Here is a 25,306-nt window from a genome sequence, read left to right as displayed (position 1 = left end):
AAAGGGAGAATGGAGATGAGCCGCAGCGCGAAGATCGCAGGCGTGGCGCTGGCCGCCGGCATATTGCTGGCCACCGCTATCGTCATCGCCGTCGATGACCGATCGGCGCAGGAGGCCTCGCCACGGATCGAGGCGATCGGCGCCGATCCGCTGCGCGCTGAACTCGATCGCTGCCGGACCCTGACCATGCCCGACACCGGCTGCGAGGCAGCCTGGGAAGATCATCGCCGTCGTTTCCTCGGCCGCGACCCTGCCGACCGGCAGATCGATGCCGAAACAGCCATGGATGCGCCCGACGACGGGTTTGATTCCGAACCCACCAGCGATCCGGTCACGGACTTCCTGACGCAGGCGCCCGTCATGGCCGCCGACAAGGCGGCTGCGACTGCATCCGAGCCGGGCCGCTGACATGAACGACGTCGGCGTCATCAACCGCTTCCTCGACACCTTCAACAGCTACATCGATAGCGGGTTCGGGCTGCTCGGCGGTGAAGTCGCCTTTCTCACCACCACTCTCATCGTCATCGATATCACGCTCGCCGGCCTGTTCTGGGCCTGGGGCGCCGATGAAGACGTCATGCACCGGCTGGTGAAGAAGGTGCTCTATGTCGGTTTCTTCGCCTTCATCATCGGCAATTTCTCCGCGCTCGCCGGCATTGTGTTCGACAGCTTCGCCGGGCTCGGCCTGAAGGCCAGCGGCGCCAGCATCAGCCTCGCCGATTTCATGAAACCGGGCAGCGTCGCCGCCACCGGCTTCGATGCCGGTGAACCGCTGCTCGACGCCATCGGCGATCTCATGGGGTTCCGCAGCTTCTTCGCCAACTTCATCCAGATCGCGGTGCTGCTGATCGCCTGGGTGATCATCCTCATCGCCTTCTTCATTCTGTCGGTGCAGCTCTTTGTCACCCTGATCGAGTTCAAGCTGGTGACGCTCGCCGGCTTCGTGCTGCTGCCCTTCGCCCTGTTCAACAAGACCGCCTTCCTCGCCGAGAAGGTGCTCGGCAATGTCGTGGCGTCTGGCGTCAAGGTGCTGGTGCTCGCCGTCATCGTCGGCATCGGCACCGGCCTGTTCGCCGAGTTCACGACCGCATTCAGCGGCACGCCCACCGCCGAGGAAGCCATGTCCGTGGCGCTCGCGGCGCTGGCGCTGCTTGGCCTCGGCATCTTCGGCCCCGGCATCGCCACCGGCCTGGTCTCCGGCGCACCCCAGCTTGGCGCGGGCGCGGCGGTCGGGACCGCGCTTGCGGTCGGCGGCGCGACGATGGCCGGCGGCATGGGCGCGCGTATGGCGATGGGCGGGGCGGCTTCAGTCGTCGGCGGCGGTGTCAAGGCTGGCGCGGCGGCGGCGCGTGGCGGCGCTCATGCGTCAGGCGCGGCCGCCAGCGCCTATAGCCTCGGCTCGCTCGGTAANGGCGGCAGCGCGGTCGCCGGCGGCATGTCCGCTGTCGGCAAGACGGCGGTCGGCGGCGCGGTCAACGCCGCCACATCCCCGTTGAAGAAAGCCGCCGCCAAGGCCGGCGACGCCATGAAATCCAGCTTCAGGTCCGGCGCCCGCGCCGGGTTCACGGCCACAGGCGGCACAATCAGCGGCGGGTCAGGCGCCACAGCACCGACTGCGGCTGCGACGGCAGGCAGTGCGACATCCACCGCCAGCGCCCCTCCAGCCTGGGCGCAATCGATGAAGCGCCAACAAGCGATGAACCGGGGCGTGTCGTCCGTCACCCACGCCGTACGCTCCGGCGATCGCGGCGGCGGCGGTTCCTCGCCCGATCTCAGCCAGAAGGACTGACGGCAAATGTTCAAACGCCCCTCGACCCGCTACGGCAAGACCCCGCAGCCCGAGACACCCTATCAGCGCGCTGCGCAGGCTTGGGATGATCGCATCGGTTCCGCCCGTGTCCAGGCCCGGAACTGGCGGCTCGCCTTTTTCGCCACGCTCGCGATGTCAGGCGGGCTCGCCGCGGGTCTCGTGGTCCAGGGGGCGCGCGGCACGATCGTTCCCTGGGTAGTCGAGGTCGACAAGCTCGGCGTGGCGCAAGCCGTCGCACCCGCCGAAGCGGGATATCGCCCGACCGACCCCCAGATCGCCTTCCATCTGGCGCGGTTCGTCGAACAGGTCCGCAGCGTGCCGGCCGATCCGGTGATCGTCCGCCAGAACTGGCTGCGCGCCTATGATTTCACCACGGATCGCGGCGCGCTGGCGCTCAATGATTACGCCCGCACCAACGACCCCTTCGCCAATGTCGGCAGGGTTCAGGTCGCAATCGACGTCTCCAGTGTGATCCGCGCCTCTCCGGACAGCTTCCGCATCGCCTGGACCGAGCGCCGCTATCAGGACGGCCAACTCGCCGGGACCGAGCGCTGGTCGGCCATCCTCACCCTCGTCATCCAGCCGCCGCGCGACCCCGAGCGGCTGCGCAAGAATCCGCTGGGCGTGTTCGTCACGGCCATCAACTGGTCGAAGGAGCTGGGCCAATGAAGATCATCCTAGGCACGTATTTCCGTAAATCCGTAGGTCCGGCTTTGCTGATCTCCGCATCCACGCTGGCGGGCTGCGCCACGACCTCGTCTAAACCGCCCGCGATCCTCTATGACGACGCGCCCGCCATCGCAGCGACGCTCACGCCCGAGGCGCCCGCGCCGGTCGAGATCGTCACGATCGCCGAACCGCTGCCGCTGCCCGGACAGTTGATGCCGGTCGAGGAACGGCGCGATCCGCCCGAACCGGTCGATCCCTCCGCGCGCGTCAGCCAGGCCAACGCCGCCGCGCGCATCCAGCCCGTTCGCGACGGGTTCATCAACGCCATCCAGCTCTATCCCTGGACCGAGGGTGCGCTTTATCAGGTCTATACCGCGCCGGGACAGGTGACGGACATCGCCCTTCAGGAAGGCGAGCAACTGGTGGGACCAGGACCGGTGGCGGCAGGCGATACCGTGCGCTGGATCATCGGCGACACCGTCAGCGGCTCGGGGGATAGCAGCCGTGTCCATATCCTGGTCAAACCAACACGGCCCGACCTCGCCACCAATCTCATCATCAATACCGATCGGCGCACCTATCATCTGGAGCTGCGCGCCACGCAGCGCACATGGATGGCGTCGGTATCCTGGCAATATCCGCAGGGCCGGCTGATCGCGCTACGCGGCCAGAATGCGGCAGCGGCGGGATCAGCGCCCATCGCCGCCGGGATCGATGTCGCCCGGCTCAACTTTCGCTACCGCATCGAGGGCGACAATGCGCCGTGGCGTCCGGTGCGTGCATTCGATGACAGCGCCCAGGTGTTCATCGAATTTCCCTCAGGCATCGCGCAGGGCGAGATGCCGCCCCTGTTCGTCATCGGCCCGAATGGCGGCGGCGAACTGGTCAACTACCGGGTGCGCGAGCGCTATATCGTGGTCGACCGCCTGTTCGCCGCCGCCGAACTGCGTCTGGGCGAACATCCTCAGCAGACCGTACGCATCGTCCGCGACGACGCTCGTCGCAATGGCAGGGCACGGCGATGAGCGCGCCCGACGAATCCCTGGAAAGGGAGAAAGAGGAGCGCCCGGCGCCGGCAGCAGCAGCTTCGGCGGCGCCAGCGCCGGCCGATCCCGGCGGATTTCGCCTGCGCGGTGAGGCGCCGCGCGTGATGCGCCTGTCGCGCAAGGTCATCGCCGGCATTGGCGGTCTCGGCGCGCTTGCTGTGGGCGGCGCGCTGACATTTGCGCTTCAGAGCCGCGACGCCAAGCCGCCCACCGAACTCTACAACACCGACAATCGTGCCGTGACCGAACGGGTGACAAGCGGTCCGCAAGACTATTCCGCCCTGCCACCCGGCGTTCCGCCGCTGGGAGCGCCGCTCCCCGGCGACCTTGGAGGGCCGATCGTCTCCGCGCAGCAACGCGGGGAAATGGTGACGGTCCCGCCGATCGGCGCCGACACGGCTCAACCCAATAGCGGCCCGACACCCGAGGAGCAGGCCCGGCAGCGCGCGGCGCAGGAGCGGGAGGCCGCGATAGCAAGCCGGTTGTTTCTTGGTGGACAGAGCACCGCGGCGCCCGCTGGACAAGGCGCGTCCGCGCCGCCGCTTTCCGGTCTCGATCTCGCAGCCTTGAACGCCGCTGCTATCCCGCCCGCGCCGGTTCCACCGGACGGCCCCAATATGCAGCGGTCGAAACAGGAATTTGTCGAGCGCGGGCCGGAGAGCCGCACGCTCAACGCCGGGCGGCTGATCGATCCGGTCTCGCCTAACATCGTCCAGGCGGGGAATATCATCGCCGCCGCCCTGATCACCGGCATCAGTTCCGATCTGCCGGGCCAGGTCACGGCGCAAGTGACCCAGAATGTCTATGACAGCCCGACCGGGCGCATATTGCTCATCCCCCAAGGGTCGCGGCTGATCGGCGACTATGACAGCCAGGTCGCTTACGGGCAGCGCCGCATCCTCCTCGCCTGGAGCCGTCTTATCCTGCCTGACGGCCGCTCGATCATTCTCGACCGTCAGCCGGCGGGCGACGCCGCAGGCTATGCTGGTCTCGAAGACCGGGTGAACCAGCATTGGGGCGGGATCGCCCGCGCCGCCGCGCTCTCGACCCTGCTCAGCATCGGCGCTGAAATGGGGTCGGACTCCAACGATGACATCGCCCGCGCCATCCGCGACGGCGGGCAGGATACGTTCAACCGGGCCGGGCAGGAGATCGTCCGTCGCCAGCTCAACATCCAGCCGACGCTGACCGTGCGGCCCGGCTATCCGGTCCGTGTGCTCGTCGCGCGCGACATCGTGATGCCGGCCTGGAGGAGCGCACGATGACCAAACTCAAACTGGGTCCGCTGGTCGAGGACGGCCGGTGAAAATCACGATCGAACTGCCCGCCGCCACCTACCGGGATCTCACCCGCTATGCCGAGATACTGGCGGCCGAGACGGAGGAAAGCGCGGGATCGATCGACCCTGCAAAATTGGTGGTGCCGATGATCGCCCGATTCATGGCGACCGATCGGGCGTTCCTGAAATTGCGCCGGGCGGAGGATCAGAACCACTCGCCCCTATCTTCGAAGGGCCGCCCTCCGAGGCAGACCAACGAATAGCACACGATCAATTACCCATGAATTTCCCGAAGCGCTCCTTGCCTTCTGCCTCCACGACAGCAGTTTCGGCAGTGGCGCACTCACCGCCGCGCACCGCGCCTGTCTGGCACTGCTCGACAATATGGCGGGCTTCATCGAGATGAGCCCTAAAATATTGCGTGCCCCGAGGCTCGATCATGGCCGGAATGGAGGCAGAAATGCCAGCGGTCGCAGCCGTCGGCCCAACGGGCACGAGAATCGGGCGGAGAACGAAGCCTGATCCAAACCCAACGACCAGCGCGACCAGCACGATGAAGACGGTCCTACCTTGTGTCATATCTGCTCCCTTCCGAGTGATTGTCGTCGTCGTGCGGCGCGGACGGCTCATCAGCCTTCTGCGGATCGGATACGTCGATGCCTGCCCAGTCCGACGTTCCGCGCCGCGTGCGTCCGGCCATGACATGGGCCGTGCTGATAAAGCGCCGCAGCACCGGATTGTCGTTGTCGGGCGACCAGATCGCGCTGAACGGCACGATATCAGCTTCTTCGACAAGCGGCCTCATCACGACCCCCGGAATGCCAAGGGCGATCCAGCCTTCCGAAACAAGGCTGATCCCAAATCCCATGCCGACCATGCTCATCAGCATTTCCTGCTGAACACCGCGTCGCTCGATCACCGGATAATGGCTGTAATCAGCAATGCGCCTCACGACATAGTCATGGATTTCCGGCCCAGGAGGGTATTCCGAAACCATGAACTGTTCATCGCGAATGTCTGACCAATGCAGCTCCAAACGTTCGGCAAGCGGATGACCCTGCGGCAACGCAACATGCACTCGTTCCCGCCAAAGCTCAGCGGTGTCGCAACCGATCACCTCGGCATTCCCGGTCGCTATCACCACATCGAGGGAATGGCGGCGAACCTCGCTGATATGCACACGGCGATCGCCCTCGCGAACATCGATGCGCACCAGCGGATGAGCGTTTCGAAACTCAAGGACTAGATCGCGCAGAAAGCCGCCAGCCAATGACGTGAACACGCCTATGCGCAACGTTCCCTGTTCGCCCCGTCCGGCCTGGCGCGCAGAAGCAATTGCGCTATCAAATTGGAGCATCACACACCGGGCCTGCGTGAGAAAAGACTCGCCGGCGAGTGTCGTGCGTACACCACGCGGACCTCGCTCAAACAAGGTTACTCCAAGATTTTCTTCCAACATCCTGATGCGCTTGCTGACACCCGATTGTCGAACGCCGAGCGCGCTCGCCGCCGCGCTGAAGCTGAGATATTCCGCCACGACAAGCGCCTGGACGACCGAAACCAGATCTATTCCACGGGACAACAGCCGGCAGGCGAAGAAAAGATTTTCCTCATCCGCCAATGTTATGCGCCTGTTGGCCATTTCCAATCATAATCTGGGAAGCACCTGCCCGTATCTTAGCCTTGCTCGAGCGAGAGCGTCGGAAGCAGCGCGAGAGCGGCAATCGGAAGAACAAAAGGCTTCATCATTTTCTCCATCTTCTCCGCACAATGGCTATACGCACAGCGCGCGTGCATCCCTCACGATGAAGCTTCCAAGGGAGTGTGAGTGCTTGCGCAATACCGTTCGTGCGGCAACGTGCCCGGCCAGATTCGGATGAGAATGCCCTTCATTTCATCGATCTCCTGGCGCTGCGATTTGATGGTCTCGTCGCAGAGCCGCTTGACCCTAGGATCGCAGATTTGCGCCTCTCGGCGACATTCCCAAGCGGTTCTGCAATGATCGCGTGGTAACTCTAGCTTACCCTTTTCTCAGATGGATTGAGGGCGTCAGGATGCCTCAGCATGTTGAGGTAAGGTGCGGTGCTCCTGGCGTTCCCACGTTTCGATCAGAAACAGCGCCAGCGTACTCGCCGCATTGATCGCAAGACGTGCAATCCGAGCGTCGATGCGGCGAAAGCCCTTCTCGCGCCCATGCGCATCCCCACCGTGCGTCCGCAACGCGCCAATACCCTTGGTAACGGAGGTGAGACCGCTAAGCGTTTGGCGGATGTCGGCTTCTACCTCGGGTGGAAGATCCGATCGACCCGGCGACAAGCCCAACGGGCCCTGAACGGCGCGGATCAGCCCATCGATGTCCTTCTTTGGCGGCAGCGGCACCTTGAGTTCGACAAGGATCGATCGGCACACCGCTTCGATCAGCGAGCAAGCTGCTGTTACCGCGTCTTCCGGGTCGCTCTCCAGGTTTGGGAGGGCACGGGCGATCTCCATCTGGACGGTATCAAAATCCAGCGTCGCCACCTTCTTGATGAAAGGCTCGACAATCCCACCAGAACCTTGCCGTTCAGTCAGAATGGCTTTCCCGCCAACGATGACGACGGACAGTCCCTCTGGCGCCAGCGCCTTGTTGAGATGCTCGCGGACAGCGGTGGCTTTGTCAGGCTCCGCCAGATATTCGCGGGGATCGCACACCTTCTCGATGGTCCGGGTGATATAGGTATCGCCATTGCCGTCATGATGATTGGCCGTCCGGCGCAGAAAATCTGTCGTGGCCGGCACGCGCGAGTTTGGGCCGATGCGCATGTCGAGGCCGCAATCGAGAAAGAACTGCTCGATTTTTGGACCCGAGCGATAGATTCCGATCGCTGGCGTGTTGTCGTTTCCGGAGCCGCCCGTAATGGTGTCGACCAGCGCCTTGATAACAAATGGGGAGAACTTCCCGGTCATGGCTTCACCGCGAGTAGAGTAAGGACTGCCTGCTTTCGATCCATCCACGCCGCAGCCACCTGGCTGCGCCACGCGATCATGTCATGAATCCGTTGATAGTCGTCGGCGATGTTACGGCTGAAGATGGGCTCGTGATGAGCGATTCGATTCCGCAAACGTCGAATGATCTGGAGGTCCGCATAAGCCGTGGCTCGGCATTGCGGAATCGGCTGACCTAGCGGCGCACCGGGAAAGCAGGCGCGAAAGTGCGCATTCCAGATACGGCTGTCCTGGCCAACGGTGAAGATGTTCTCCCAGAACGCGAATTTGAGTTCAGCTATGATTTTTCCGGTCGTGGGCAAGGACGCTGCGCAGGATTGAAGATCATTCGCCGGGTTATATCGGAACTTGCTTTTCGGACGCGGCAAGCTTCGGATAAAGCCATTGTTCCACGGCCAGTTCGCGCCGTGGACGTGCTCGATCGCTTCGGCGATTCCATTACGAACCGCCACTTCACACACCTGGAGCGGGACGATCAGGGCCGACGAAAGGTCCAGGTTCCATTCATAGAGTGCGAGAGCCTTCTCTCGGTCATTGCCCATAGCCTGCAAGTAGGTGGCGAAGCGGGGCGCAGAGATGACGGTGGGCAGCTCGTGAAGCTCATCCTGAGTGAAGGGCAACTTTTAGTGTCCTGCCAGCGTGGTATTGACGGTGGCGTCACTACCCCTATATAAGGCCCATCGGCTTTGAGAATGCGGGCTAACGCCCCCCCTCATCGTCTAAGGATATTTAAGGCCCGCTGTAAGGCGGGCCTTTTCTTTTGTCGACAGAGTGGGCGTGAGGTCTCCTGAACGACGGTCCAAATCTAAGTCCGGATAAATGGACTGTCCATCCGATCCATATCCTGCGGCAACGGCCCCCCAGCTACCAGTGGGAGCCAGGGGAACCGGAAATTGCGAACGGACGGAGGTTACGCCGCCAGGCGTTCAGCATCATGAGGCGCGAGGAATCTGGCGAGCGCCGCTTTTCTGGAGCCGCGATCAAGCGCGTAATGCGTATGGGACAGTTCTGCGCCATCCAGGAGCGCCTGAATGTAACCCGACACCGTGTCCGCTGCCATGACAAGCGCAGCATCAAGGGTATGGACATAGCGGCTTGTGATCGAGTTGGACGCGTGACCGAGGAGCGCGGCGATCGTGATCTCGGTGAAGCCGAGATCATTGGCCATGCTGGCGAAGCTGTGCCGGAGGACATGGGCCGTGACATCCTCCAGTTCCGTACCTTGGAATATCTTCTCCCAATGGCGCGGAAAGCTCCCGAACGCCTTCTCGTCGTCCCGGCCCGGGAAGGCATAGAGGCTATCGTCTTCGGCGCCTTCCGCGCGCCGATCATCAAAATACTCCAATGCCGGGAGACCGATCGGACGGACGGACTGCCCCTCCTTGGTGTCATCCAATCGAAAGGCGCTGCCGGCGGTATCAATCTCCGCCCAGCGAATCCCGATGATTTCGCCGCGCCGACAACCCGTCAGGGCAAGTAGCCGGACGATCTCCGTGGTCCGCGTATAGCGGTCATCGAGAGCCGCTTCGTTCAGGATGCGGCCCAGCGCCCGATACTCGTCTTCGTTCAGGCGGCGAGTTTTCACGGCGTCCTTGGGTTTACGTACTCCATGGACGGGATTGATTTCGATAATCCCCAACTCATCGCGCGCATAGGTGAGAATGCCGCCGAGCAAGCCGACGGTGCGGCTCGCCGCCCCATGGCCGCCGCGCACGACCGACCTGCCACGCAGATTGCCCGTCTTTTCGCTAAGGCGCGTCTTCCCCGCCATGATATCCTTCATCATGGTGGTCACATCGGCTTTGGTCAGATGCGTCACCTGAGTCCTGCCGATCAGCGGAATGATATGCCGATTGATGCGGCCAAGGTCGGTAACCTTGGTGGTCGCCTTCTTCGGTCGGCCACCCTTGCCGAGAATCCGGCCCTCATCGAGTTCCTTGATATAAAGTTCGCACAGTTCCTTCATCGTGATCGCCTTGCGGGCGCTGTTTCGGTTCTCCAGAGGGTCATTGCCCTTGGCGACGTCCGCTAATGCCTGGATGGCGAGTGTGCGGGCCTGTTCAGCGGTAATGACACCATGGCGACCGAGCTTCATACGCCGACGAACATTGTTGGCGTTTCGGTAGTCCACGAAGTATGTACGAGTACCAGACGGCAGCACGAAGGCCCCGAAGCCTTTAAGCTCGCTGCACCAGAGCGTGTACTGGCTGTCGCGCGGCAGCGCCTTGTCGATGACGATTTTCGTTAATTTCGGCATGTTCACCTCGCCAGAGGGTCCAAAAAAACTCACCAAAAACTCACCAGCAGATCGAAAACGTTGGCGGCTAATGGAGTAGCTTGGCGGCCCTTCATTGTCAATAAAACCAATAAATCACAATGACTTATCGGTCTTTGGCGAAGGCTGGCGCAGCATGGAGTAGCGTTGCGCTTCTAGCTCCGAAGGCAGAGGTCAGAGGTTCGAATCCTCTCGGGTGCGCCATTCTCGAACATCTATGCCGACGCCGGGCGCCGCTGCTTCCACGTCTGAGCCTTATTAAGGGCGTTTTTGGCTTGTGCTCGTGTCAAGTGGGGATGGTGGGCCCGGCAGGACTCGAACCCGCAACCAAGCCGTTATGAGCGGCCTGCTCTAACCAATTGAGCTACAGGCCCCACCAGAACGAAGCCCGATAGCCGCCCCTCAGCCAATTGAAAAGCGCCTACCGGCTGTGCGAACGAAAGCCGTCGATTGGAGGGCCCGCTGCCTTCGATGAGAATATGGAGTCATATATGCATCCGTATCCGGGACAGAGGAGTGCCGGCTGATGCCCAAGAGGCTTCTCTTCGTCATGACATCCAGGGCCGAACTGGGGGAAAGCGGCGTCCCGACCGGTGTCTGGCTGGAGGAATTGGCGATGCCCTATCGCCTGTGCGCCGAGGCGGGTTGCGAAATAGGGTTCGCAACCCCCGAGGGAAGGCCTGCGCCGCTCGATCCGCAGAGCCTCGTAGCCCCTTCCTTGTGGCCTGCGGGGCAATGGTTTCTGGATCAGCCCGGATTGTCGCGCATGCTGGAAACACCGGTCGACATGAGGACGGTGGAGGCGGAATCGCTCGACGGCCTCTATCTGGTCGGCGGGACGGGGACGCTTTGGGACTTCCCACGATGCCACGCATTGGGCGCGCTGGTCAGCGACCTGCACGCCAGCGGAAAACCCGTTGCGGCCATTTGCCATGGTGTGGCCGGCCTGCTTGCCGCCCATGCGCCCGATGGAGGCCCCTTTGTGCGCGGCAAGCGATTGACAGCGTTCAGCAACGCGGAGGAAATCGAGGCCGGTTGCGACGCCCTCGTGCCGATCCTGGTGGAAACCGCGCTTGTGGAGCAGGGGGCTTTCTATCGTTCGTCACCTCCGTTTCAGCCGATGGTGGTGGTGGATGGCCTGCTTGTGACGGGCCAGAATCCGGCAAGCGCGCCGGAACTTTCCGAAAAACTGCTGCAACTGCTGCGTTGAACGGCCTCGCCATGCTTGCTTCCGGAAGGGCAGGGTGGGCCTGCTTCATCCAGAAAGGTTAATAGATCAAACAATTGTCAGATTGTTTGACAATTCTGTGACGGCGTGGTGGGTGCCGCCGCTTTTTCAGGAATTGGCATGCAACTTGCTTGATTATGTTCGTGGGCTTTGTGTCCGCGTTTCTGAAGGGGTTCGGAACATGATCAAGTCATTTGTTGCAGTTGCGGTCGCGGTGCTGGCGGTTCCCGCCGCTGCGGCGTCGTTCATCACCGCGCCGGGTGCGCCAGATCCGGGCGCCGGAGCGCTGGAGACGCTGGTCGTGACCTTCGATGCGCCGGATGCGGCCGGCTATAGCTGGTCGGGTTCGCTGGGTATTGCCACCGGCAGCACAGCCGCGGCGGCTGCGCCCGCCGGAAACGCCACGGCCTATGGCTTCGTCTCCTCTGCCAGCAACCCGAACTGGGCGCAGCTGGATACGCCCAACCTGAAGTCCATCAGCTTCTATTGGGGATCTATCGACGGTTACAATCAGCTGGAAGTGCTGGGCGCGGGCGGCACGGTGCTGCTGAGCCTGTTCGGCAATACGCCGGGCGTGGGGGTTCCGCCGATCGTGGGCGATCAGGGCAATCAGGCCAATAATCGCCGCATCTTCATCACCGCCGGGGCCGGCGAGGTGATCACCGGCCTGCGCTTCACCTCGACGGGTGTCGCCTTCGAGTTCGACGACATCGCCGCCTCGGCGGTGCCCGAGCCGGCGACCTGGGCGATGCTGATCGCCGGCTTCGGCCTGGTCGGCTATGCCGCCCGCCGTCGCCGCAGCGCTGGCGTCCTGCTGGGCTGACAGCCGCTATCAGGCGGGATTTCGGGGCGGAAGGCTTTGGTCTTCCGCCCCTTTTATTTCAGCGCGCCATCAATTCCGGAAGCAATGCCTCGCGCGGGATACGGAGTTCCGACAATTCGCGCGAACCGATTCCGTCCACCATGAGCGCGGAACCGCCGACCTTGCCGAGACGGAGAAGGGGGGCAGGGCAGCCCTTGAGTTCGGCGCCGGCCGGCACCGTCACGACATAGCGGCCCTGATCCTCGCCAAACGCCCAGGCGGCGGGCGAGAGGGCGCTGTCCGCCGCGACCGTGGCTCCGGCATTGCCCGCCAGCGCCATTTCCGCCAGCGCCACCAGCAGGCCGCCATCCGCCACATCGTGCACGGCGTTGAGCGTGCCGTGCAGGATCTGCGCGCGCACCCAGTCTCCGGTGGCTTTTTCCGCGGCGAGGTCCACCGGCGGCGGCGGGCCGTCCTCGCGGCCATGCACTTCCCTCAGCCAGATCGACTGGCCGAGATGGCCCCGATGGGCGCCGACGAGCCAGATTTCGTCGCCCTCCGACTGGAAGGCCGCCGTCACCGCCTTTTCCCAATCGGCGATGAGGCCGACGCCGCCGATGCCGGGCGTGGGCAGGATGCCCTGGCCCTCGGTCTCGTTGTAGAGGCTGACATTGCCCGACACGACCGGATAGTCGAGCAGGCGGCAGGCTTGCGCCATCCCTTCGATGCAGCCGACGAACTGGCCCATGATCTCCGGCCGGGTGGGGGCGGCGAAGTTCATGCAGTCCGTTACCGCCAGCGGCGTGGCGCCGACGGCGGTGAGGTTGCGCCAGGTTTCGGCGATCGCCTGCTTCCCGCCCTCCACCGGGTCGGCGAAGCAGTAGCGCGGCGTGACGTCGGTGCTGATCGCCAGCGCCTTCTTCGTGCCGTGCACACGGACGAGGGCGGCGTCGCCGCCGGGGCGCTGCACCGTGTCGGCGCCGACCATATGGTCATATTGCTCCCACACCCAGCGGCGCGACGCGAGGTCGGGCGAGCCCAAGAGAGTCGCCAGATCGGCCATCACGTCGACGGATTGCGGCGTGTCGGCCAGCGGCGCGCGGGCGGGCGTCGGCACCCAGGGGCGGTCGTATTTGGGGGCGTCCTCGCCGATCGGGTCCAGCGGCAGGTCGCAGACGAGGTCGCCCTTCCACTCCAGTTGCAGGCGGCCCGTGTCGGTCACTTCGCCGATCACCGCGAAATCCAGCGCCCATTTGCGGAAGATCGCCTCCGCCTGCGCCTCGGCGCCCGGCTTCAGCACCATCAGCATGCGCTCCTGGCTTTCGGAGAGCATCATTTCATAGGGAGTCATGCCTTCCTCGCGGGTGGGGACATTGTCCATCACCAGCTTGATGCCGACCCCACCCTTGGAGGCCATTTCCACCGACGAGGAGGTGAGGCCGGCGGCGCCCATGTCCTGGATGGCGACGATGGCGTCGGTCGCCATCAGTTCGAGGCAGGCCTCGATCAGCAGCTTTTCCATGAAGGGGTCGCCCACCTGCACGGTGGGGCGCTTCGATTCCGAATCCTCGTCGAACTCGGCGGAGGCCATGGTGGCGCCGTGGATGCCGTCGCGCCCGGTCTTCGAGCCGACATAGACGACCGGATTGCCGATGCCGGCGGCGGCGGAATAGAATATCCTGTCCGTCTTCGCGAGGCCGACGCACATGGCGTTCACCAGTATGTTGCCATTGTAGCTGCGGTGGAAGCGCACTTCGCCGCCGACCGTCGGCACGCCGGTGCAATTGCCATAGCCGCCGATGCCGGCCACCACGCCGCGCAGAAGCTGTTTCGTTCTGGGATGGCCGATCTCGCCGAAGGATAGCGAGTTCATCAGCGCTACCGGCCGCGCGCCCATGGTGAAGACGTCGCGCATGATGCCGCCGACGCCGGTCGCCGCGCCCTGATAGGGTTCGATGAAGCTCGGGTGGTTGTGGCTTTCCATCTTGAAGATGGCGGCGTCTCCGTCGCCGATGTCGATGACGCCGGCGTTCTCGCCCGGGCCCTGGATCACCCAGGGGGCCTTGGTGGGCAGCTTGGCGAGGTGGATGCGCGAGGATTTGTAGGAGCAATGCTCCGACCACATCACCGAGAAGATGCCGAGTTCCAAGAGGTTCGGCTCGCGGCCGATCGCCCTCAGGATGCGGGCATATTCGTCCGGCTGGAGGCCATGTTCGTCGACGATTTCGGGCGTGATCGCGGATGTGGCGGTGCTCATGCGCCGGCCTTAGCCGAGCGGCCAGCAAGAGTCATCCGCCGGTCTGCCCTCCATCGTCGCCTGCCGCGGGCTTTTTGGGGCATATGCGTCACCTGTTTTTCTTACTGGCCGGATATGGAATGTCCGGTTGGCAGCCGCCTATCTCGGAAAGCCGGCCCGCATGCGCAGCCATTCCTATGCCCGAACGATCGATCTGCTGTATGCCGCCGCCGTGCACGGGCGCGATTGGCCGGCGGTGCTGTCGGCCGTGGCCGATTATGTCGGCGCCGAGGGCGCGATGCTGGTGCGGCATGACTTCGTGACCGGCAAGGCGAATCTGGTGGTGGGGCGGCTGCGGGCCGACCTGAACGATTCCTATATGCGCGACCACGCCGCCAATCCGCTCGCCGTTGGCATCGCCGGGCGCTCGGCGGGCCGGCCAGCCGTCGGCAGCAGCATACTCAGCCGCGATCGGCTGCGCCGGACCGCGCTTTATGCCGATATCTTCGCGCCGCAGAAGCTGGAGGAATCGGTGTCTCTGCCGCACGCCAGCCTGACGCATGCCACGGCCAGCGGCGGCCTTGGCGTGGTGCTGAACGCCCGGCAGGCCGAGGCGGTCGATACGGTGGCCGCGCGGCTGGGGCGGCTGGCGCCGCATATCGCCCGGGCCATCGACCTGATGCTGGATGTAGAAGCGAGCCGGGCGCGGCTGCACAGGCTGGAAGCGATGGCGATGGCGCTGCCGACGGCGGCCTTCATCCTGCTGGCGGACGGCCTGCTGCTGGAGGCGAATGCCGCCGGCGAGGCGCTGCTGGCGAAGGGCGACTGTCTGCGGCTGGAGGCGCGGCGCCTGACCGGCGCGACCGCCGCGCAGGATGCGGTGCTCGCCCGCTTGCGGCACGCGGCGCTGTCGCGGGCCGAGGCGGAAGCGCCGGCACGGCTGGTGCGGGCGCTGCCGCGCGGCGATGGGCGGCCGGCCTGTTTCGCCATTGCCACGCCTCTGCCGCCGTTACCGTCTTCCGTGCTGCTGGGGAGGGATGCCGGGCCATGCCTGCTGCTGCAACTGGCCGATCCGACGGCGCCCGATGCACCCGGAATCGCCGCGCTGCAACGCGGCTTTGGCCTCACCAGCGCCGAGGCAAGGGTGGCGGCGCTGGTGGGGGCGGGGCTTTCCGCGCCGCAGGCGGCGGCGCGGCTGAAAGTGTCAGCCGCCACGACGCGCACGCATCTGGCGCACGTGTTCGACAAGCTGGGCATAAGATCGCAGCGCGAGCTTGTGCGGCTGTGCGCGCTGCTGGACGGCGGCGGATAAATCGGCCCGGCCTCATGCAAGTGCATGACGCGGGCGGGGGGCGATCGACCTAAGCTGCGGTCACCGGCTGTCGCTGCGCTTTTCCGGCGGCGGGGCCGCCGCAGACAGGGGATTGGGGCAATGCACGCATATTCTCGTTCGACTTCGCTTATCGGTATTGCCGTCGCGCTGACGGCATTCGTCCATCCGGCGGAGGCACGCCGCTATGACTGGCGCGGTGGCGAGGGCAGCTTTAACGCCAGAAGCAGATGGACGCCGACCGGGGAACCGGGAAAGAATGATGACGCCTTCATCCTGCAGCCAGGCTCCAAGGTCAATGTGGTGGCAGGGACGCAGCGCGAGGTTCGCCATCTGCAAATAGGCTCAGGGAATCATGTGAATATTCTTTATCATCCAGATTATTTGCTTCGCTCCTATCTTCATGTTCATGGAAACATAACGAATAATGGAACTATAACTGTCTATGGTTTCTTGGAGGGCACGGATAATCACCGGATCGATGGCAATGGCGTCATCCAGCTCAATGGTGGCACGCTCGGTGGCACTCACTCGGCAAGCGAGCGCAGAAGAGTGAACTGGACCATCGGCTCTGGTCAGACTATCCGAGGCTCGGGAACGGTGGGTAATTCACATATTGTAATATCCACGGGCAAGGTATATCGGGCGACAGTCATCGTCAATAATGGCCTGATCGAAGCCAGCACTCCCGGTGGCACCCTCTACACTAGGGGCACGATCAGCGGCAATGGCACGCTGCGCAGCGGTGGCGGGGCGAAGCTGCAAATCAACGACGAGGCCACCACCGGAAACCTCGTGAACGACGGTTCTCTCCAACTCAATACGCGGGTGACGGTCCTTAAAGATTATAGCGGCGCGCAACTCGGCAGCGGCAACGGGTTCAATGGCCGCAACGGCGTCTCGGGCAGCGGGGGGATATTCGCCGCCGATGCGCAGCAGGTCGTCAGCGGCAATGCGGTGACAGCGGCCTTTCCGAATGTCTCCTTCCTGGACTTCGGCACGCTCCGTGTCGGCGACAGTCGCGGAACGAACATCACCATTCGCAACGCGGGCCGTGAGACACGTCTGCGCGGCGCGGTGCAGAATGTGCATGCCCCCGATGTCAGCGTGCAGAATGCCGACTTCGTGCTGGACCCGTTCCCGCTCGGCGGCAGCCATGTCGCCAACCTGCGCTTCAACGCCAGAACCGCCGGCACGGTCAGCGGGCAAGCTCTCACGGTCGCCAACAATTTCGACAATGTCGCCAACCACTCGCTGATCGTCAGGGCCGATGTCTATGCGCCCGCCGTCGCCACCCGTACCAGCCGCATCGTGGATTTCGGTGTCGTCCGCGGGGGAACCGCCGGCTTCACCTCGAGCACGACGATCCGCAACACCGCCAGCGGCGCGCTGACCGACCATCTGCGCACCAGCGTCGCCGTCACGCCGGGCCATGTCAATGTCCTCTCCGTGCCCGGCCTGCTGGCCGCCGGCCAATCCGGCGTCCTGCGGTTCGGGCTGGACACCGGCACGGCCGGGCTGGTGAACAGCACGGCGACGCTGGGGTTCACCTCCGTCAACCCGGTACTGGCCGATCTGGCGCTGGAATCGCAGACCATCAGCTTCTTCGGCACCGTCACCGATGTCGCCGTCGCCGAACTGGCCAAGGCCGGCGGCGCCGGCAGCTTCGCCGGTTCCGGCAGCCTCTACACGCTCGATTTCGGCAGCATCCGCGCCGGCAGCGGGCCGGTCGCCACCGAAATCGCCGTCTGGAACGCCATATTCGCCACCGCCTTCTCGGAAACGCTGGGCGGCGGCTTCGTGCTGGATGGCGGGCCGGGCTTCGCCTTCGCCGGCGACGCCTTCAGCGATCTGGCCGGCGGCGATATCGATCTCGGCAACTGGCTGAGCTTCGACAGCAGCGGCCTGCGTGCCGGCAGCTATGAAAGCGTGCTGACCTTCAACGGCTTCAGCCGCTTCTCCGGGCTGGCGGATCAGGCGCTGGGGCCGATCACATTAAATATCCGCGCCACCGTCATGTCCGTTCCCGAACCGGCGAGCTGGGCCATGCTGATCGCCGGTTTCGGGCTGGTCGGCGGCGCGCTGCGCCGGCAGCGCATGGCGGCCATGGCATAAAGGCGGATGAGGCGGCGATACGGGGGCGGGGACGGGATGGTCGATACCGTTCCCGCCCCGGTTGGCGGGTCGGCTTCAATCGAAGCGGGCATTCCGTCGCCTCGGGATCAAGCCCCGGGGCGACGTGCTATTCGTGGAATTCCGCCGCCTCGGGGATTCGGCCGAAGGCGATCTTCGCGCCGATCAGATTCGCCCGGCCCACATAGGCGGGGCCGAGCGTCACGCTGTTATGGCCATAGCGGGCGTTGATCGCATCGAGCGCCCTGGCGACGGCGAGGCTGGAGCGAGGCTTGTCGTCGAACAGATGCAGTTGCTGGCCTTTCGCTTCGCTTGCGGGGGCGGGGCGGATGTCCTCCAGGCTGACGGAGATGGTGTGAACCCTGTCCCGCGCCGAAAGCTCGGCCTGATGGGCTATCAACTGCGGCCATAGCTTCGCCAGCGCCTCCAGCAGAGGGAAGCTGTCGTCCGTTTCGGGAAGGCTTTGCGTCGCCGACCATTTGCGCCGCGATTCGAAGCGGGCGCCAAGCGTGAGATAGCGGGTGACATACTGGCCGCGCCGCAGCCGGCTGGCGGCCTTCAGCAGCAGGCGCCGCGCGGTCTGCCGGCTGTTCTCGGGGTCGCGCGTGTCGGGGGACAGCACATGGCTGTGGCCGATGGAGCGGGACTTGCGGGCGGTTTCCGGCAGGTCGTGGCCGTTCAGCGCATACCACAGCCTCGTGCCCACCACCGAACCCCAGGCGCTTCCGGCCTCGAGCGGGCTTCGGGAGAGAAGCTGCGCCATGCTGCGGATTCCCCGGCCGTTGAGGCGCGCTTCCATGCGCGGGCCGATTCCGGGAATGTCGCGCAGCCCGAGCGGGAGCAGGGCGTGGGGCAGGTCGCCTGCCTCGATAAGGGTGAGGCCGTCCGGCTTCTGCATGTCGGCCGCCATCTTGGCGAGCAGGCGCGAAGGAGCGATTCCCACCGAGGATGTGAGGCATTCGCCGACATTGGCGCGGATTCCCGCCTTGATCCGTCTGGCCAGTTCGATGGCCTTTGCGCGGCCATTCTCATTGTCGAGCAGGCGGCAGGCCACCTCGTCGATCGAGCAGACCTGGGTGACCGGAATGTGGCGCCAGACCTCTTCCAATATCTTCTCGTGGAATTCCGCATAGATGCGGTGGTCCTGCCCCGAAAAGATCAGCTGCGGGCAGCGGGCTCGGGCTTCGGCGACCTTCATCCCCGTCTTGATGCCATAGGCCTTGGCTTCGTAGCTGGCGGCGATGACGGTGCCGGAGTTTACGCTTTCCGGGCCGACCGCGACCGGCTTGCCGCGTAGTTCGGGAACCAGTTGCTGCTCGACGCTGGCGAAATAGCTGTTGAGGTCGAGATAGAGCCAGCGGAGGGGGCGTTCTTCCGACATTGTTTGGAACATATCAGGAACAGTTGCGCGAGTCGAGGCGCTGGGCCAAGATGCCGGCGGTTGATTTGCGGGGGCTTGATGAACGAGCAGCGGGTGGAAGGGCTGACAGTGGAGGAACCGGCCGGCGTGCGCGCCGTGGAAGCCGGAGCCATCGAGGGGCGCCGCCTGCGCTATTATGATTATTGCATGGCGGCCTTCGCGGTGCTGCTGATCTGCGCGAACCTGATCGGGGCCGGCAAAGTGGCGGCGCTGGATCTGCCCCTGTTCGGCACGGTGGCTTTCGGCGCAGGAATTTTATTCTTTCCTTTGAGCTATGTGCTGGGTGACGTTCTTACAGAGGTTTATGGCTATGCCCGTGCCCGGCGGGTGGTCTGGGTGGGCTTTGCGGCCTCTGTGTTCGCGGCCGGAATGGCGGCCGTGGTGGTGGCGATGCCGCCCGCCGACGACTGGACGGGGCAGGAGGCGCTCGCGGGCGTGATGGGGCAGGCGCCCCGCATCTTCGCCGCTTCGGTGACGGCCTTCTGGGCAGGCGAGTTCGCCAATGCCTTCGTCATGGCGCGGATGAAGGTCTGGACGCGGGGCCGGTATCTGTGGACGCGCACCATCGGCTCGACGGTGGTGGGGCAGGGCGTGGACAGCCTGATCTTCTACCCGCTGGCCTTCCTGGGCGTGTGGGATACCAGGCTGGTGCTGACGGTGATGGCGACCAATTATCTGATGAAGGTGCTGTGGGAGGCGTTGCTGACGCCGGTGACCTACAAGGTGGTCGCCTTCATGAAACGCTCCGAAGGGCTGGACGTGTTCGATGTGGAGACGGACTTCACGCCGTTCAGGACCAAGGTCTGAGGTAGCACATCCCTAATTAGCCTCATGTGAAGGCGTGCATGGACCTACTGCCGCATGGGAAGCGGGGCGGTTCGAATTGGGTGGAGTCGTTCGTCACCCCGGGCTTGACCCGAGATACTGCCTCCTCCGCTTCGTCCGCAAAAAGCTGGACCCCGGGTCAAGCCCGGGGTGACGGGGAGTTTTTTTGCCCACGCTGGCCGGAAAGCAGAATCCCGGGTCGAGCCCGGGATGACGGAGGGCGTGGAGGAGTTTTTCGCCTAGGCGAGGACGGTGAGCAGGCCCTCGAACAGCGCGCGCCCATCCGTGCCGCCGTGGGCCTTTTCCACCACACGCTCGGGGTGGGGCATCATGCCCAGCACATTGCCCTTTTCGCTGAGGATGCCGGCGATGCCGCGGGCGGAGCCGTTCACCTCTTCGGCATAGCGGAAGGCGACCTGGCCCTGCTGCTCCAGCCGGTCCAGCGTGTCCGCGTCCGCCTGGAAATTGCCGTCGTGGTGGGCGACGGGGATGGTGACGGTTTCGCCCGCCTTGTAGCCGCGGGTGAAAGGCGTGTCGGCGGTGACCACCTCCAGCGCCACGTCGCGGCAGACGAAATCGAGGCCGGCGTTGCGCATCAGCGCGCCGGGCAGCAGGCCGGTTTCCGTCAGCACCTGGAAGCCGTTGCAGATGCCCAGCACGGGCGTGCCCTTGCCGGCCGCCGCGATCACTTCGCGCATCAGCGGCGCGCGGGCGGCGATCGCGCCGGAGCGCAGATAATCGCCATGCGAGAAACCGCCGGGCAGGGCGATGAGGTCCAGGCCCTCGGGCAGGCTCGTGTCGTCGTGCCAGAGCATGGCGGGCTTGCGGCCCGTCACCAGTTCCAGGGCGACGGCAAGATCGCGGTCGCAGTTGGAACCGGGGAAGACGACGACGGCGGTCTTCATGCGAGCTCGACCCGGAAATTCTCGATCACCGTGTTGGCCAGCAGCTTGCGGGCCATTTCGGCCACCTGCTCCTCGGTCGTGCCCTCGACCACGTCCAGTTCGATGATCTTGCCGACGCGCACGTCGGACACTTCCGGGAAACCAAGGCCGTCGAGGGCGTGCCGGATGGCGCGGCCCTGCGGATCGAGGACGCCGGGCTTCAAGGAAACGGTGACTCGGGCTTTCATGATCCGGGCCTATGCGCCAAAGCAGCGGAGAAAGGAAGCTGGCACATGGCGAATGGAACGGCGAACATCGCGCTGCTGATCGACGCGGACAATGCGTCTCCCGCTGGAATCGACGCGGTGTTGACGGTTCTGGCGGAACTGGGCGCGGTGAACATCCGCCGCGCCTATGGCAATTGGGCGAAGACGGCGCTTTCGGGCTGGTCGGGCCTCGCCCACCAATATGCCATCGAGCCGCAGCAGCAGTTCGATGTGACCAAAGGCAAGAACGCCACCGACATGAAGATGGTGATCGACGCCATGGATCTGCTCTATTCTGGGCGGGTGGATGGTTTCGGAATCATGTCGTCCGACAGCGATTTCGCGCCACTGGTGATGCGGCTGCGGCAGAACGGCCTGCCGATCTATGGCTTCGGCACGGAAAAGACGCCGCAATCCTTCCGCCAGGCCTGCACCCGCTTCATCGATGTGACGCAGCTTCCGTCCGACGCACCGACGGAAAGCCCGAAGCCGAAGCCGGTGGATGAGGAGGTGATCGCACTGCTGAGCGATGCCTGGAAGGCGTCCAAGCGGGACGAAAAGGGCTTCGCCAGCCTGAGCGAGGTGGGGCAGCGGGCGGGAAACCGCTCTTCGTTCGACGCCCGCAACTATGGCGCCACGCGGCTTTCGGAACTGGTGGAGCGGCTGCCGAATTTCGAGATCGAGAAGCGCGACAGCGGGCTGTTCCTGCGGCGGGTGCGCTGAACGGGCCGATTTGAAAAAGAAAGGCCGGAACCCTGTCGGGTTCCGGCCTTCCTCCTGTCGCGTTTGGATGCGGATCAGGCGGCGAGCGCGCGGCGGCGGCGCGAGGCGACGCCCACCAGGCCGAAGCCGGCGATCATCAGCGCCCAGGTGGCGGCTTCCGGAACGCCGCCGGGAACCACGATGTCGCCCACTTGCGCGAAGCGCAGGTTGTCGATCGCGAAGCCGGCCGGCTCGGCGCCCACGAGTTCGAAGAACACGCCGGCGATCTGCGCCTGGCCATTGTCGGTCACGAGGCCGAGAAACTCGATGCCGAGACCGGTGTTGGTGACGGTGCCGAGCAGCGACCCGTCACGGGCGAAGGCGGTGATGCCGGTGCTGCCGATGGCGTCGAAATAGCCGCCGTCGAAGCCGACGCCATATTGGTCGGTGCTGAAAAGGATGGCGATCGGGCCATTGAAAGTCGGCGTGCCCGAGAGCACCGGCGAGGTCGGGTTGGAACCGTCGTTACGCACGGTCACGTTCGGGGAGTTCGGGTCCAGCGAGAGCGGGCCGCTGGGGTTGCCGACCACACAGGCCGAGGCCGCCGCGCCGGGGCAATCGACGCCCGGAGTGGTGCTGAGCGACTGGCCGAGGAAGAAGCCGCCCGTATAGACGACCGGGCCGGTGACCGAGCCATAGTCCGCCGGATTGTAGACCGGATTGACGGCGCCGCTGTTGCTGAAGGTGATGAGGCCGGCGGCCGGCTTGAAGTCAGCGGCGGAAACGCGGATCACGCCTGCGTTGGCGACGGTGGCGGCACCGATGAGCGCGATGGTGGCAGTGGCGAGCTTGAAAAATTGCACGTTTCATTCCTCCGATAGGTTTAAGTCATGCCTGTTGAGTGGTCGCGGCCCGATGATTGAAATAACGGAGTGCAAGAATCCGACCAAGCTGCGGAGGAAATTTCTATTTGTTCTTCAATTGGATGATTCGATATGATTCGCGCTGTTGCGATGATTTCGCAAAATGCCTGTAAAAAAGGCCGACAGTCTCAGCGGCTGTTCGACAAGCGCTCCACGGCCGCCAGGGCCTGGGCGAAAGCCGCGGTGCCAGGCGCGATCACATCGAAATGGCCGGCGACCGGGGCAATCTGGATTTCCGCCAGGTCTCCGGCACGGCGCGCGTCCTGCGCATGGTCCAGCCCTGTGGCGGGGGAAGCCACGCCGTCGAACACGCCGTGCAGCAGGATCGTGCGCACGCCACTCGGCAGAAGCTGTTCGGGCGAGGTGTCGGCGAAACGCGCGTCTCCATCTCCGGGGGCGAGTTTCTGCACGATGTCCGGCCCGCAGTTGATACCGATTTCGCCCTGCCATTTCTTCAGCGAGCCGAAACCGCCGACGGAAACCACGCCGCGCGGCTTCAGCGGATTGTCGACGCGGAGCGGGCTGGCGGCAGGCAGCTTACTGCGCCCGGCCGCCCACAGCGCCAGATGCCCGCCCGCCGAATGGCCGAAGAGGACGGTGCGCGTGAGATCGAGCTGCCGTGCCTCCGCATGCTCGCGCAGGAGGTCGATCGCCTGCGCCACATCCTGGTAGGTGCCCGGATAGCCGCCGCCTTCCTCGTCCACGCGGCGGTAGCCGATGGACCAGACCGCGAAGCCCTTTTCCAGAAAGGCAGCCGCCGCCGGGCGGAGCAGTTCCGGGCCGGCCACGTCCTTGCGCCAGCAGCCGCCGTGCACCATCACCACGACCGGATGGCGGCCATCTGCTTGCGCTGCCCTCGGCAGGAACAGTTCCACCTGCTGCGAAGGCGCTTCGCCGTAGCGGATGCTTTCCGTGGGCGCGGCGGCCGGGATCGACATCACCGCGCGCGGCTGCATCAGCCGCGGCAGCTCCGGGAGCTTGGCCTGCGCGAAAAGCGGCGCGGCCGGGAGGGACAGAAGAAGAGCGGCGGCAGGAATGCGGATCATTTGTTGGTGCGGGCCTTCCGGGCTTCTTCCAGATCCAGCACGGCCGTGTCCGCGCCTTCCGGCAGCAGGCCCAAGCGGCGGGCGACTTCCTGATAGGCCTCCACTTCGCCACCCAGGTCGCGGCGGAAACGGTCCTTGTCCAGCTTCTCGCTGGTCTTCATGTCCCAGAGGCGGCAACCGTCCGGGCTGATCTCGTCCGCCAGGATCACCCGGCTGTAGTCGTCTTCCCAGAGGCGGCCGAACTCCAGCTTGAAATCCACCAGGCGGATGCCGATTCCGGCGAACAGGCCGGTCAGGAAGTCGTTGGTGCGGATCGCCATGTCGACGATGTCGGCCAATTCGTCCTGCGCGGCCCAGCCGAAGCAGGCGACATGCTCCTCGGTGATCATCGGATCGCCGAGCGCGTCGTCCTTGTAATAATATTCGAGGATGGTGCGCGGAAGCTGCGTGCCTTCCTCGATTCCGAGGCGCTTGCTGAGCGAGCCGGCCGCGACGTTGCGGACGACGACTTCGATCGGAATAATCTCAACCTGACGAACCAGTTGCTCGCGCATGTTCAGTCGGCGAATGAAGTGCGTGGGGATGCCGATCGAGCCGAGCAGGGTGAACAGATGCTCGGAGATGCGGTTGTTCAGCACGCCCTTGCCGCTGATGGTGCCCTTCTTCTGGGCGTTGAAGGCGGTGGCGTCATCCTTGAAATACTGGATGAGCGTTCCGGGTTCTGGCCCCTCGTAGAGGATCTTGGCCTTGCCCTCGTAGATCTGGCGGCGGCGGGACATGGATTGTGCTTCCTAGGTAAATCTGAAGGTTGGGCATAGCCTGTTCGTCAGGACTCGGCAACGCGGGCAAAGCCGATTAGGCTGGCGGCCATGAGACATTTCCTTGCCCTGGCGCTCCTTGCGCTTGCGTCGCCCGCCGCTGCTGCCGGCAGTTTTTTCGAAGCCTTGAAGCCGCTTTGCGGCAAGGCCTTTGCCGGCGCAATGGAAAGCCGGGAGGCGGCCGACGCCGACCTCGCCGGGCAACCGCTCAGCATGCATGTGGCGAGCTGCACCGACACGGAAATCCGCATTCCCTTCCTTGTGGGCGACAATCGTTCGCGCACCTGGTTCCTGACGGCGACCCCCAGGGGCATGCAGTTGAAGCACCGGCATCGGCATGAGGATGGCAGCCTGGACGCCGTCACCAATTATGGCGGCGAGCATGTGGGGCCGGCGATCGCCGGACCGGACGGAACGCTGACGCTGAGATTTCCCGCCGACGCCGAATCGAAGGCGATGTTCCAGAAGGAGGGGCTGCCGCAGTCGGTCACCAACGTCTGGGAAATGGCCATCCTGCCGGGCAGCCGCTTCACCTATCGCCTGACCCGGCCGAACCGCGATTTCCGAGTCGGCTTCGACCTTTCGAAGGAAGTGCCGGTTCCGGCCGAACCCTGGGGTGGCCTGTAACG

Annotated in this window: 25 protein-coding genes, 1 tRNA gene and 2 pseudogenes; 14 read left to right on the top strand and 14 right to left on the bottom strand. The window is 64.6% G+C overall.

Features of this window, described 5'->3' with window-relative positions; genetic code table 11:
- The first annotated feature begins 15 nt into the window (after nt 1–15).
- The 6 genes from trbK-alt to L6Q21_RS05335 all read left to right on the top strand — a co-directional run bounded on the left by trbK-alt (nt 16) and on the right by L6Q21_RS05335 (nt 5,067).
- Complete coding sequence (gene trbK-alt, locus L6Q21_RS05360) at nt 16–408, top strand: putative entry exclusion protein TrbK-alt (RefSeq protein WP_237829630.1); 393 nt, start codon at nt 16–18, stop codon at nt 406–408.
- 1 nt (nt 409) lies between these two features.
- On the top strand, nt 410–1,789 hold the full coding sequence (gene trbL / locus L6Q21_RS05355) for a P-type conjugative transfer protein TrbL (RefSeq protein ID WP_237829629.1): 1,380 nt from the start codon (nt 410–412) through the stop codon (nt 1,787–1,789).
- 6 nt (nt 1,790–1,795) lie between these two features.
- Nucleotides 1,796–2,479, top strand: coding sequence for a conjugal transfer protein TrbF (trbF, locus tag L6Q21_RS05350; protein ID WP_237829628.1), 684 nt, complete (start codon nt 1,796–1,798; stop codon nt 2,477–2,479).
- Nucleotides 2,476–3,504 (top strand): P-type conjugative transfer protein TrbG, encoded by a 1,029-nt coding sequence (trbG, locus tag L6Q21_RS05345; RefSeq protein WP_237829627.1) that lies wholly within the window; start codon nt 2,476–2,478, stop codon nt 3,502–3,504. Before trbF ends, trbG begins: the two co-directional genes overlap by 4 nt.
- Nucleotides 3,501–4,790 (top strand): TraB/TrbI/VirB10 family type IV secretion system protein, encoded by a 1,290-nt coding sequence (locus tag L6Q21_RS05340; protein ID WP_237829626.1) that lies wholly within the window; start codon nt 3,501–3,503, stop codon nt 4,788–4,790. The genes trbG and L6Q21_RS05340 overlap by 4 nt, the downstream gene beginning before the upstream one ends.
- A 37-nt stretch (nt 4,791–4,827) precedes the next feature.
- Nucleotides 4,828–5,067 carry a DUF2274 domain-containing protein gene (locus L6Q21_RS05335; RefSeq protein ID WP_336246227.1) on the top strand — a complete coding sequence of 80 codons (240 nt, stop codon included), beginning with the start codon at nt 4,828–4,830 and terminating at the stop codon, nt 5,065–5,067.
- 7 nt (nt 5,068–5,074) lie between these two features.
- On the opposite strand, the gene L6Q21_RS05330 is transcribed toward L6Q21_RS05335, so the two are convergent.
- The 6 genes from L6Q21_RS05330 to L6Q21_RS05305 all read right to left on the bottom strand — a co-directional run bounded on the left by L6Q21_RS05330 (nt 5,075) and on the right by L6Q21_RS05305 (nt 10,438).
- Nucleotides 5,075–5,383: a hypothetical protein gene (locus tag L6Q21_RS05330; protein ID WP_237829625.1), complete on the bottom strand. Its 309-nt coding sequence runs from the start codon at nt 5,381–5,383 to the stop codon at nt 5,075–5,077.
- Nucleotides 5,370–6,425, bottom strand: a complete 1,056-nt coding sequence (locus tag L6Q21_RS05325; protein WP_237829624.1) for a LysR family transcriptional regulator — start codon at nt 6,423–6,425, stop codon at nt 5,370–5,372. Before L6Q21_RS05325 ends, L6Q21_RS05330 begins: the two co-directional genes overlap by 14 nt.
- A 428-nt stretch (nt 6,426–6,853) precedes the next feature.
- Entirely contained in the window at nt 6,854–7,750 is an 897-nt protein-coding gene (locus L6Q21_RS05320; protein ID WP_237829623.1) for an abortive infection family protein, read from the bottom strand.
- The gene (locus L6Q21_RS05315) at nt 7,747–8,409 is read right to left on the bottom strand and encodes a hypothetical protein (RefSeq protein ID WP_237829621.1); all 663 of its coding nucleotides are present in this window, start codon (nt 8,407–8,409) and stop codon (nt 7,747–7,749) included. Before L6Q21_RS05315 ends, L6Q21_RS05320 begins: the two co-directional genes overlap by 4 nt.
- 290 nt (nt 8,410–8,699) lie before the next feature.
- The gene (locus L6Q21_RS05310; protein ID WP_237829665.1) at nt 8,700–10,046 is read right to left on the bottom strand and encodes a tyrosine-type recombinase/integrase; all 1,347 of its coding nucleotides are present in this window, start codon (nt 10,044–10,046) and stop codon (nt 8,700–8,702) included.
- A 315-nt stretch (nt 10,047–10,361) separates the two neighbouring features.
- Nucleotides 10,362–10,438: transfer RNA gene (locus tag L6Q21_RS05305), tRNA-Ile, on the bottom strand.
- Nucleotides 10,439–10,590: 152 nt separating this feature from the next.
- Between L6Q21_RS05305 and L6Q21_RS05300 the strand changes: the two genes are divergently transcribed.
- Together L6Q21_RS05300 and L6Q21_RS05295 are read left to right on the top strand one after the other, a co-directional pair.
- Nucleotides 10,591–11,274 (top strand): type 1 glutamine amidotransferase domain-containing protein, encoded by a 684-nt coding sequence (locus tag L6Q21_RS05300; protein ID WP_237829620.1) that lies wholly within the window; start codon nt 10,591–10,593, stop codon nt 11,272–11,274.
- Nucleotides 11,275–11,473: 199 nt separating this feature from the next.
- Entirely contained in the window at nt 11,474–12,115 is a 642-nt protein-coding gene (locus L6Q21_RS05295) for a PEPxxWA-CTERM sorting domain-containing protein (RefSeq protein WP_237829619.1), read from the top strand.
- Nucleotides 12,116–12,173: 58 nt separating this feature from the next.
- Here the strand turns inward: L6Q21_RS05295 and purL are convergent, their stop codons facing one another.
- Entirely contained in the window at nt 12,174–14,351 is a 2,178-nt protein-coding gene (purL, locus tag L6Q21_RS05290; protein WP_237829618.1) for a phosphoribosylformylglycinamidine synthase subunit PurL, read from the bottom strand.
- 160 nt (nt 14,352–14,511) lie between these two features.
- On the opposite strand from purL, the gene L6Q21_RS05285 reads away from it, so the two are divergent.
- On the top strand, nt 14,512–15,642 hold the full coding sequence (locus tag L6Q21_RS05285; RefSeq protein ID WP_237829617.1) for a helix-turn-helix transcriptional regulator: 1,131 nt from the start codon (nt 14,512–14,514) through the stop codon (nt 15,640–15,642).
- 363 nt (nt 15,643–16,005) lie between these two features.
- Here the strand turns inward: L6Q21_RS05285 and L6Q21_RS18115 are convergent, their stop codons facing one another.
- The gene (locus tag L6Q21_RS18115; protein WP_237829616.1) at nt 16,006–16,191 is read right to left on the bottom strand and encodes a hypothetical protein; all 186 of its coding nucleotides are present in this window, start codon (nt 16,189–16,191) and stop codon (nt 16,006–16,008) included.
- A gap of 21 nt (nt 16,192–16,212) precedes the next feature.
- Here L6Q21_RS18115 and L6Q21_RS18300 point away from each other — a divergent pair.
- Both L6Q21_RS18300 and L6Q21_RS18295 read left to right on the top strand, forming a co-directional pair.
- Nucleotides 16,213–17,202 (top strand): annotated as a pseudogene (locus L6Q21_RS18300) (choice-of-anchor D domain-containing protein); the annotation flags it as partial.
- Between the two features lie 471 nt (nt 17,203–17,673).
- Nucleotides 17,674–17,775 (top strand): annotated as a pseudogene (locus L6Q21_RS18295) (PEPxxWA-CTERM sorting domain-containing protein); the annotation flags it as partial.
- Nucleotides 17,776–17,902: 127 nt separating this feature from the next.
- Here the strand turns inward: L6Q21_RS18295 and L6Q21_RS05270 are convergent.
- A complete protein-coding gene (locus tag L6Q21_RS05270) occupies nt 17,903–19,174 on the bottom strand; it encodes a DNA polymerase Y family protein (RefSeq protein WP_237829612.1) in 1,272 nt (423 codons plus the stop codon).
- A 78-nt stretch (nt 19,175–19,252) separates the two neighbouring features.
- Here L6Q21_RS05270 and L6Q21_RS05265 point away from each other — a divergent pair, with 78 nt between their 5' ends.
- Nucleotides 19,253–20,020 carry a queuosine precursor transporter gene (locus L6Q21_RS05265; protein ID WP_237829610.1) on the top strand — a complete coding sequence of 256 codons (768 nt, stop codon included), beginning with the start codon at nt 19,253–19,255 and terminating at the stop codon, nt 20,018–20,020.
- Between the two features lie 257 nt (nt 20,021–20,277).
- Here the strand turns inward: L6Q21_RS05265 and purQ are convergent, their stop codons facing one another.
- Nucleotides 20,278–20,943 carry a phosphoribosylformylglycinamidine synthase subunit PurQ gene (gene purQ / locus L6Q21_RS05260; protein ID WP_237829609.1) on the bottom strand — a complete coding sequence of 222 codons (666 nt, stop codon included), beginning with the start codon at nt 20,941–20,943 and terminating at the stop codon, nt 20,278–20,280.
- The gene (gene purS, locus L6Q21_RS05255) at nt 20,940–21,170 is read right to left on the bottom strand and encodes a phosphoribosylformylglycinamidine synthase subunit PurS (protein ID WP_237829608.1); all 231 of its coding nucleotides are present in this window, start codon (nt 21,168–21,170) and stop codon (nt 20,940–20,942) included. The genes purQ and purS overlap by 4 nt, the downstream gene beginning before the upstream one ends.
- Before the next feature lie 45 nt (nt 21,171–21,215).
- Between purS and L6Q21_RS05250 the strand changes: the two genes are divergently transcribed.
- Nucleotides 21,216–21,911: an NYN domain-containing protein gene (locus L6Q21_RS05250; protein WP_237829607.1), complete on the top strand. Its 696-nt coding sequence runs from the start codon at nt 21,216–21,218 to the stop codon at nt 21,909–21,911.
- Nucleotides 21,912–21,985: 74 nt separating this feature from the next.
- Here the strand turns inward: L6Q21_RS05250 and L6Q21_RS18110 are convergent, their stop codons facing one another.
- The 3 genes from L6Q21_RS18110 to purC all read right to left on the bottom strand — a co-directional run bounded on the left by L6Q21_RS18110 (nt 21,986) and on the right by purC (nt 24,638).
- Nucleotides 21,986–22,753 carry a PEPxxWA-CTERM sorting domain-containing protein gene (locus L6Q21_RS18110; protein WP_237829606.1) on the bottom strand — a complete coding sequence of 256 codons (768 nt, stop codon included), beginning with the start codon at nt 22,751–22,753 and terminating at the stop codon, nt 21,986–21,988.
- 188 nt (nt 22,754–22,941) lie between these two features.
- Entirely contained in the window at nt 22,942–23,859 is a 918-nt protein-coding gene (locus L6Q21_RS05240; RefSeq protein ID WP_237829605.1) for an alpha/beta hydrolase, read from the bottom strand.
- A complete protein-coding gene (purC, locus tag L6Q21_RS05235; protein WP_237829603.1) occupies nt 23,856–24,638 on the bottom strand; it encodes a phosphoribosylaminoimidazolesuccinocarboxamide synthase in 783 nt (260 codons plus the stop codon). The genes L6Q21_RS05240 and purC overlap by 4 nt, the downstream gene beginning before the upstream one ends.
- A gap of 90 nt (nt 24,639–24,728) precedes the next feature.
- Between purC and L6Q21_RS05230 the strand changes: the two genes are divergently transcribed.
- Complete coding sequence (locus tag L6Q21_RS05230; protein WP_237829601.1) at nt 24,729–25,304, top strand: hypothetical protein; 576 nt, start codon at nt 24,729–24,731, stop codon at nt 25,302–25,304.
- The last annotated feature ends 2 nt before the right edge of the window (nt 25,305–25,306 follow it).

This window comes from Sandaracinobacteroides sayramensis, from assembly GCF_022014495.1.
In the GTDB taxonomy this organism is placed as follows: domain Bacteria; phylum Pseudomonadota; class Alphaproteobacteria; order Sphingomonadales; family Sphingomonadaceae; genus Sandaracinobacteroides; species Sandaracinobacteroides sayramense.
The sequence above is the reverse complement of the archived record's forward strand: the minus strand, read 5'-3'. Positions and strand labels throughout refer to the sequence as shown.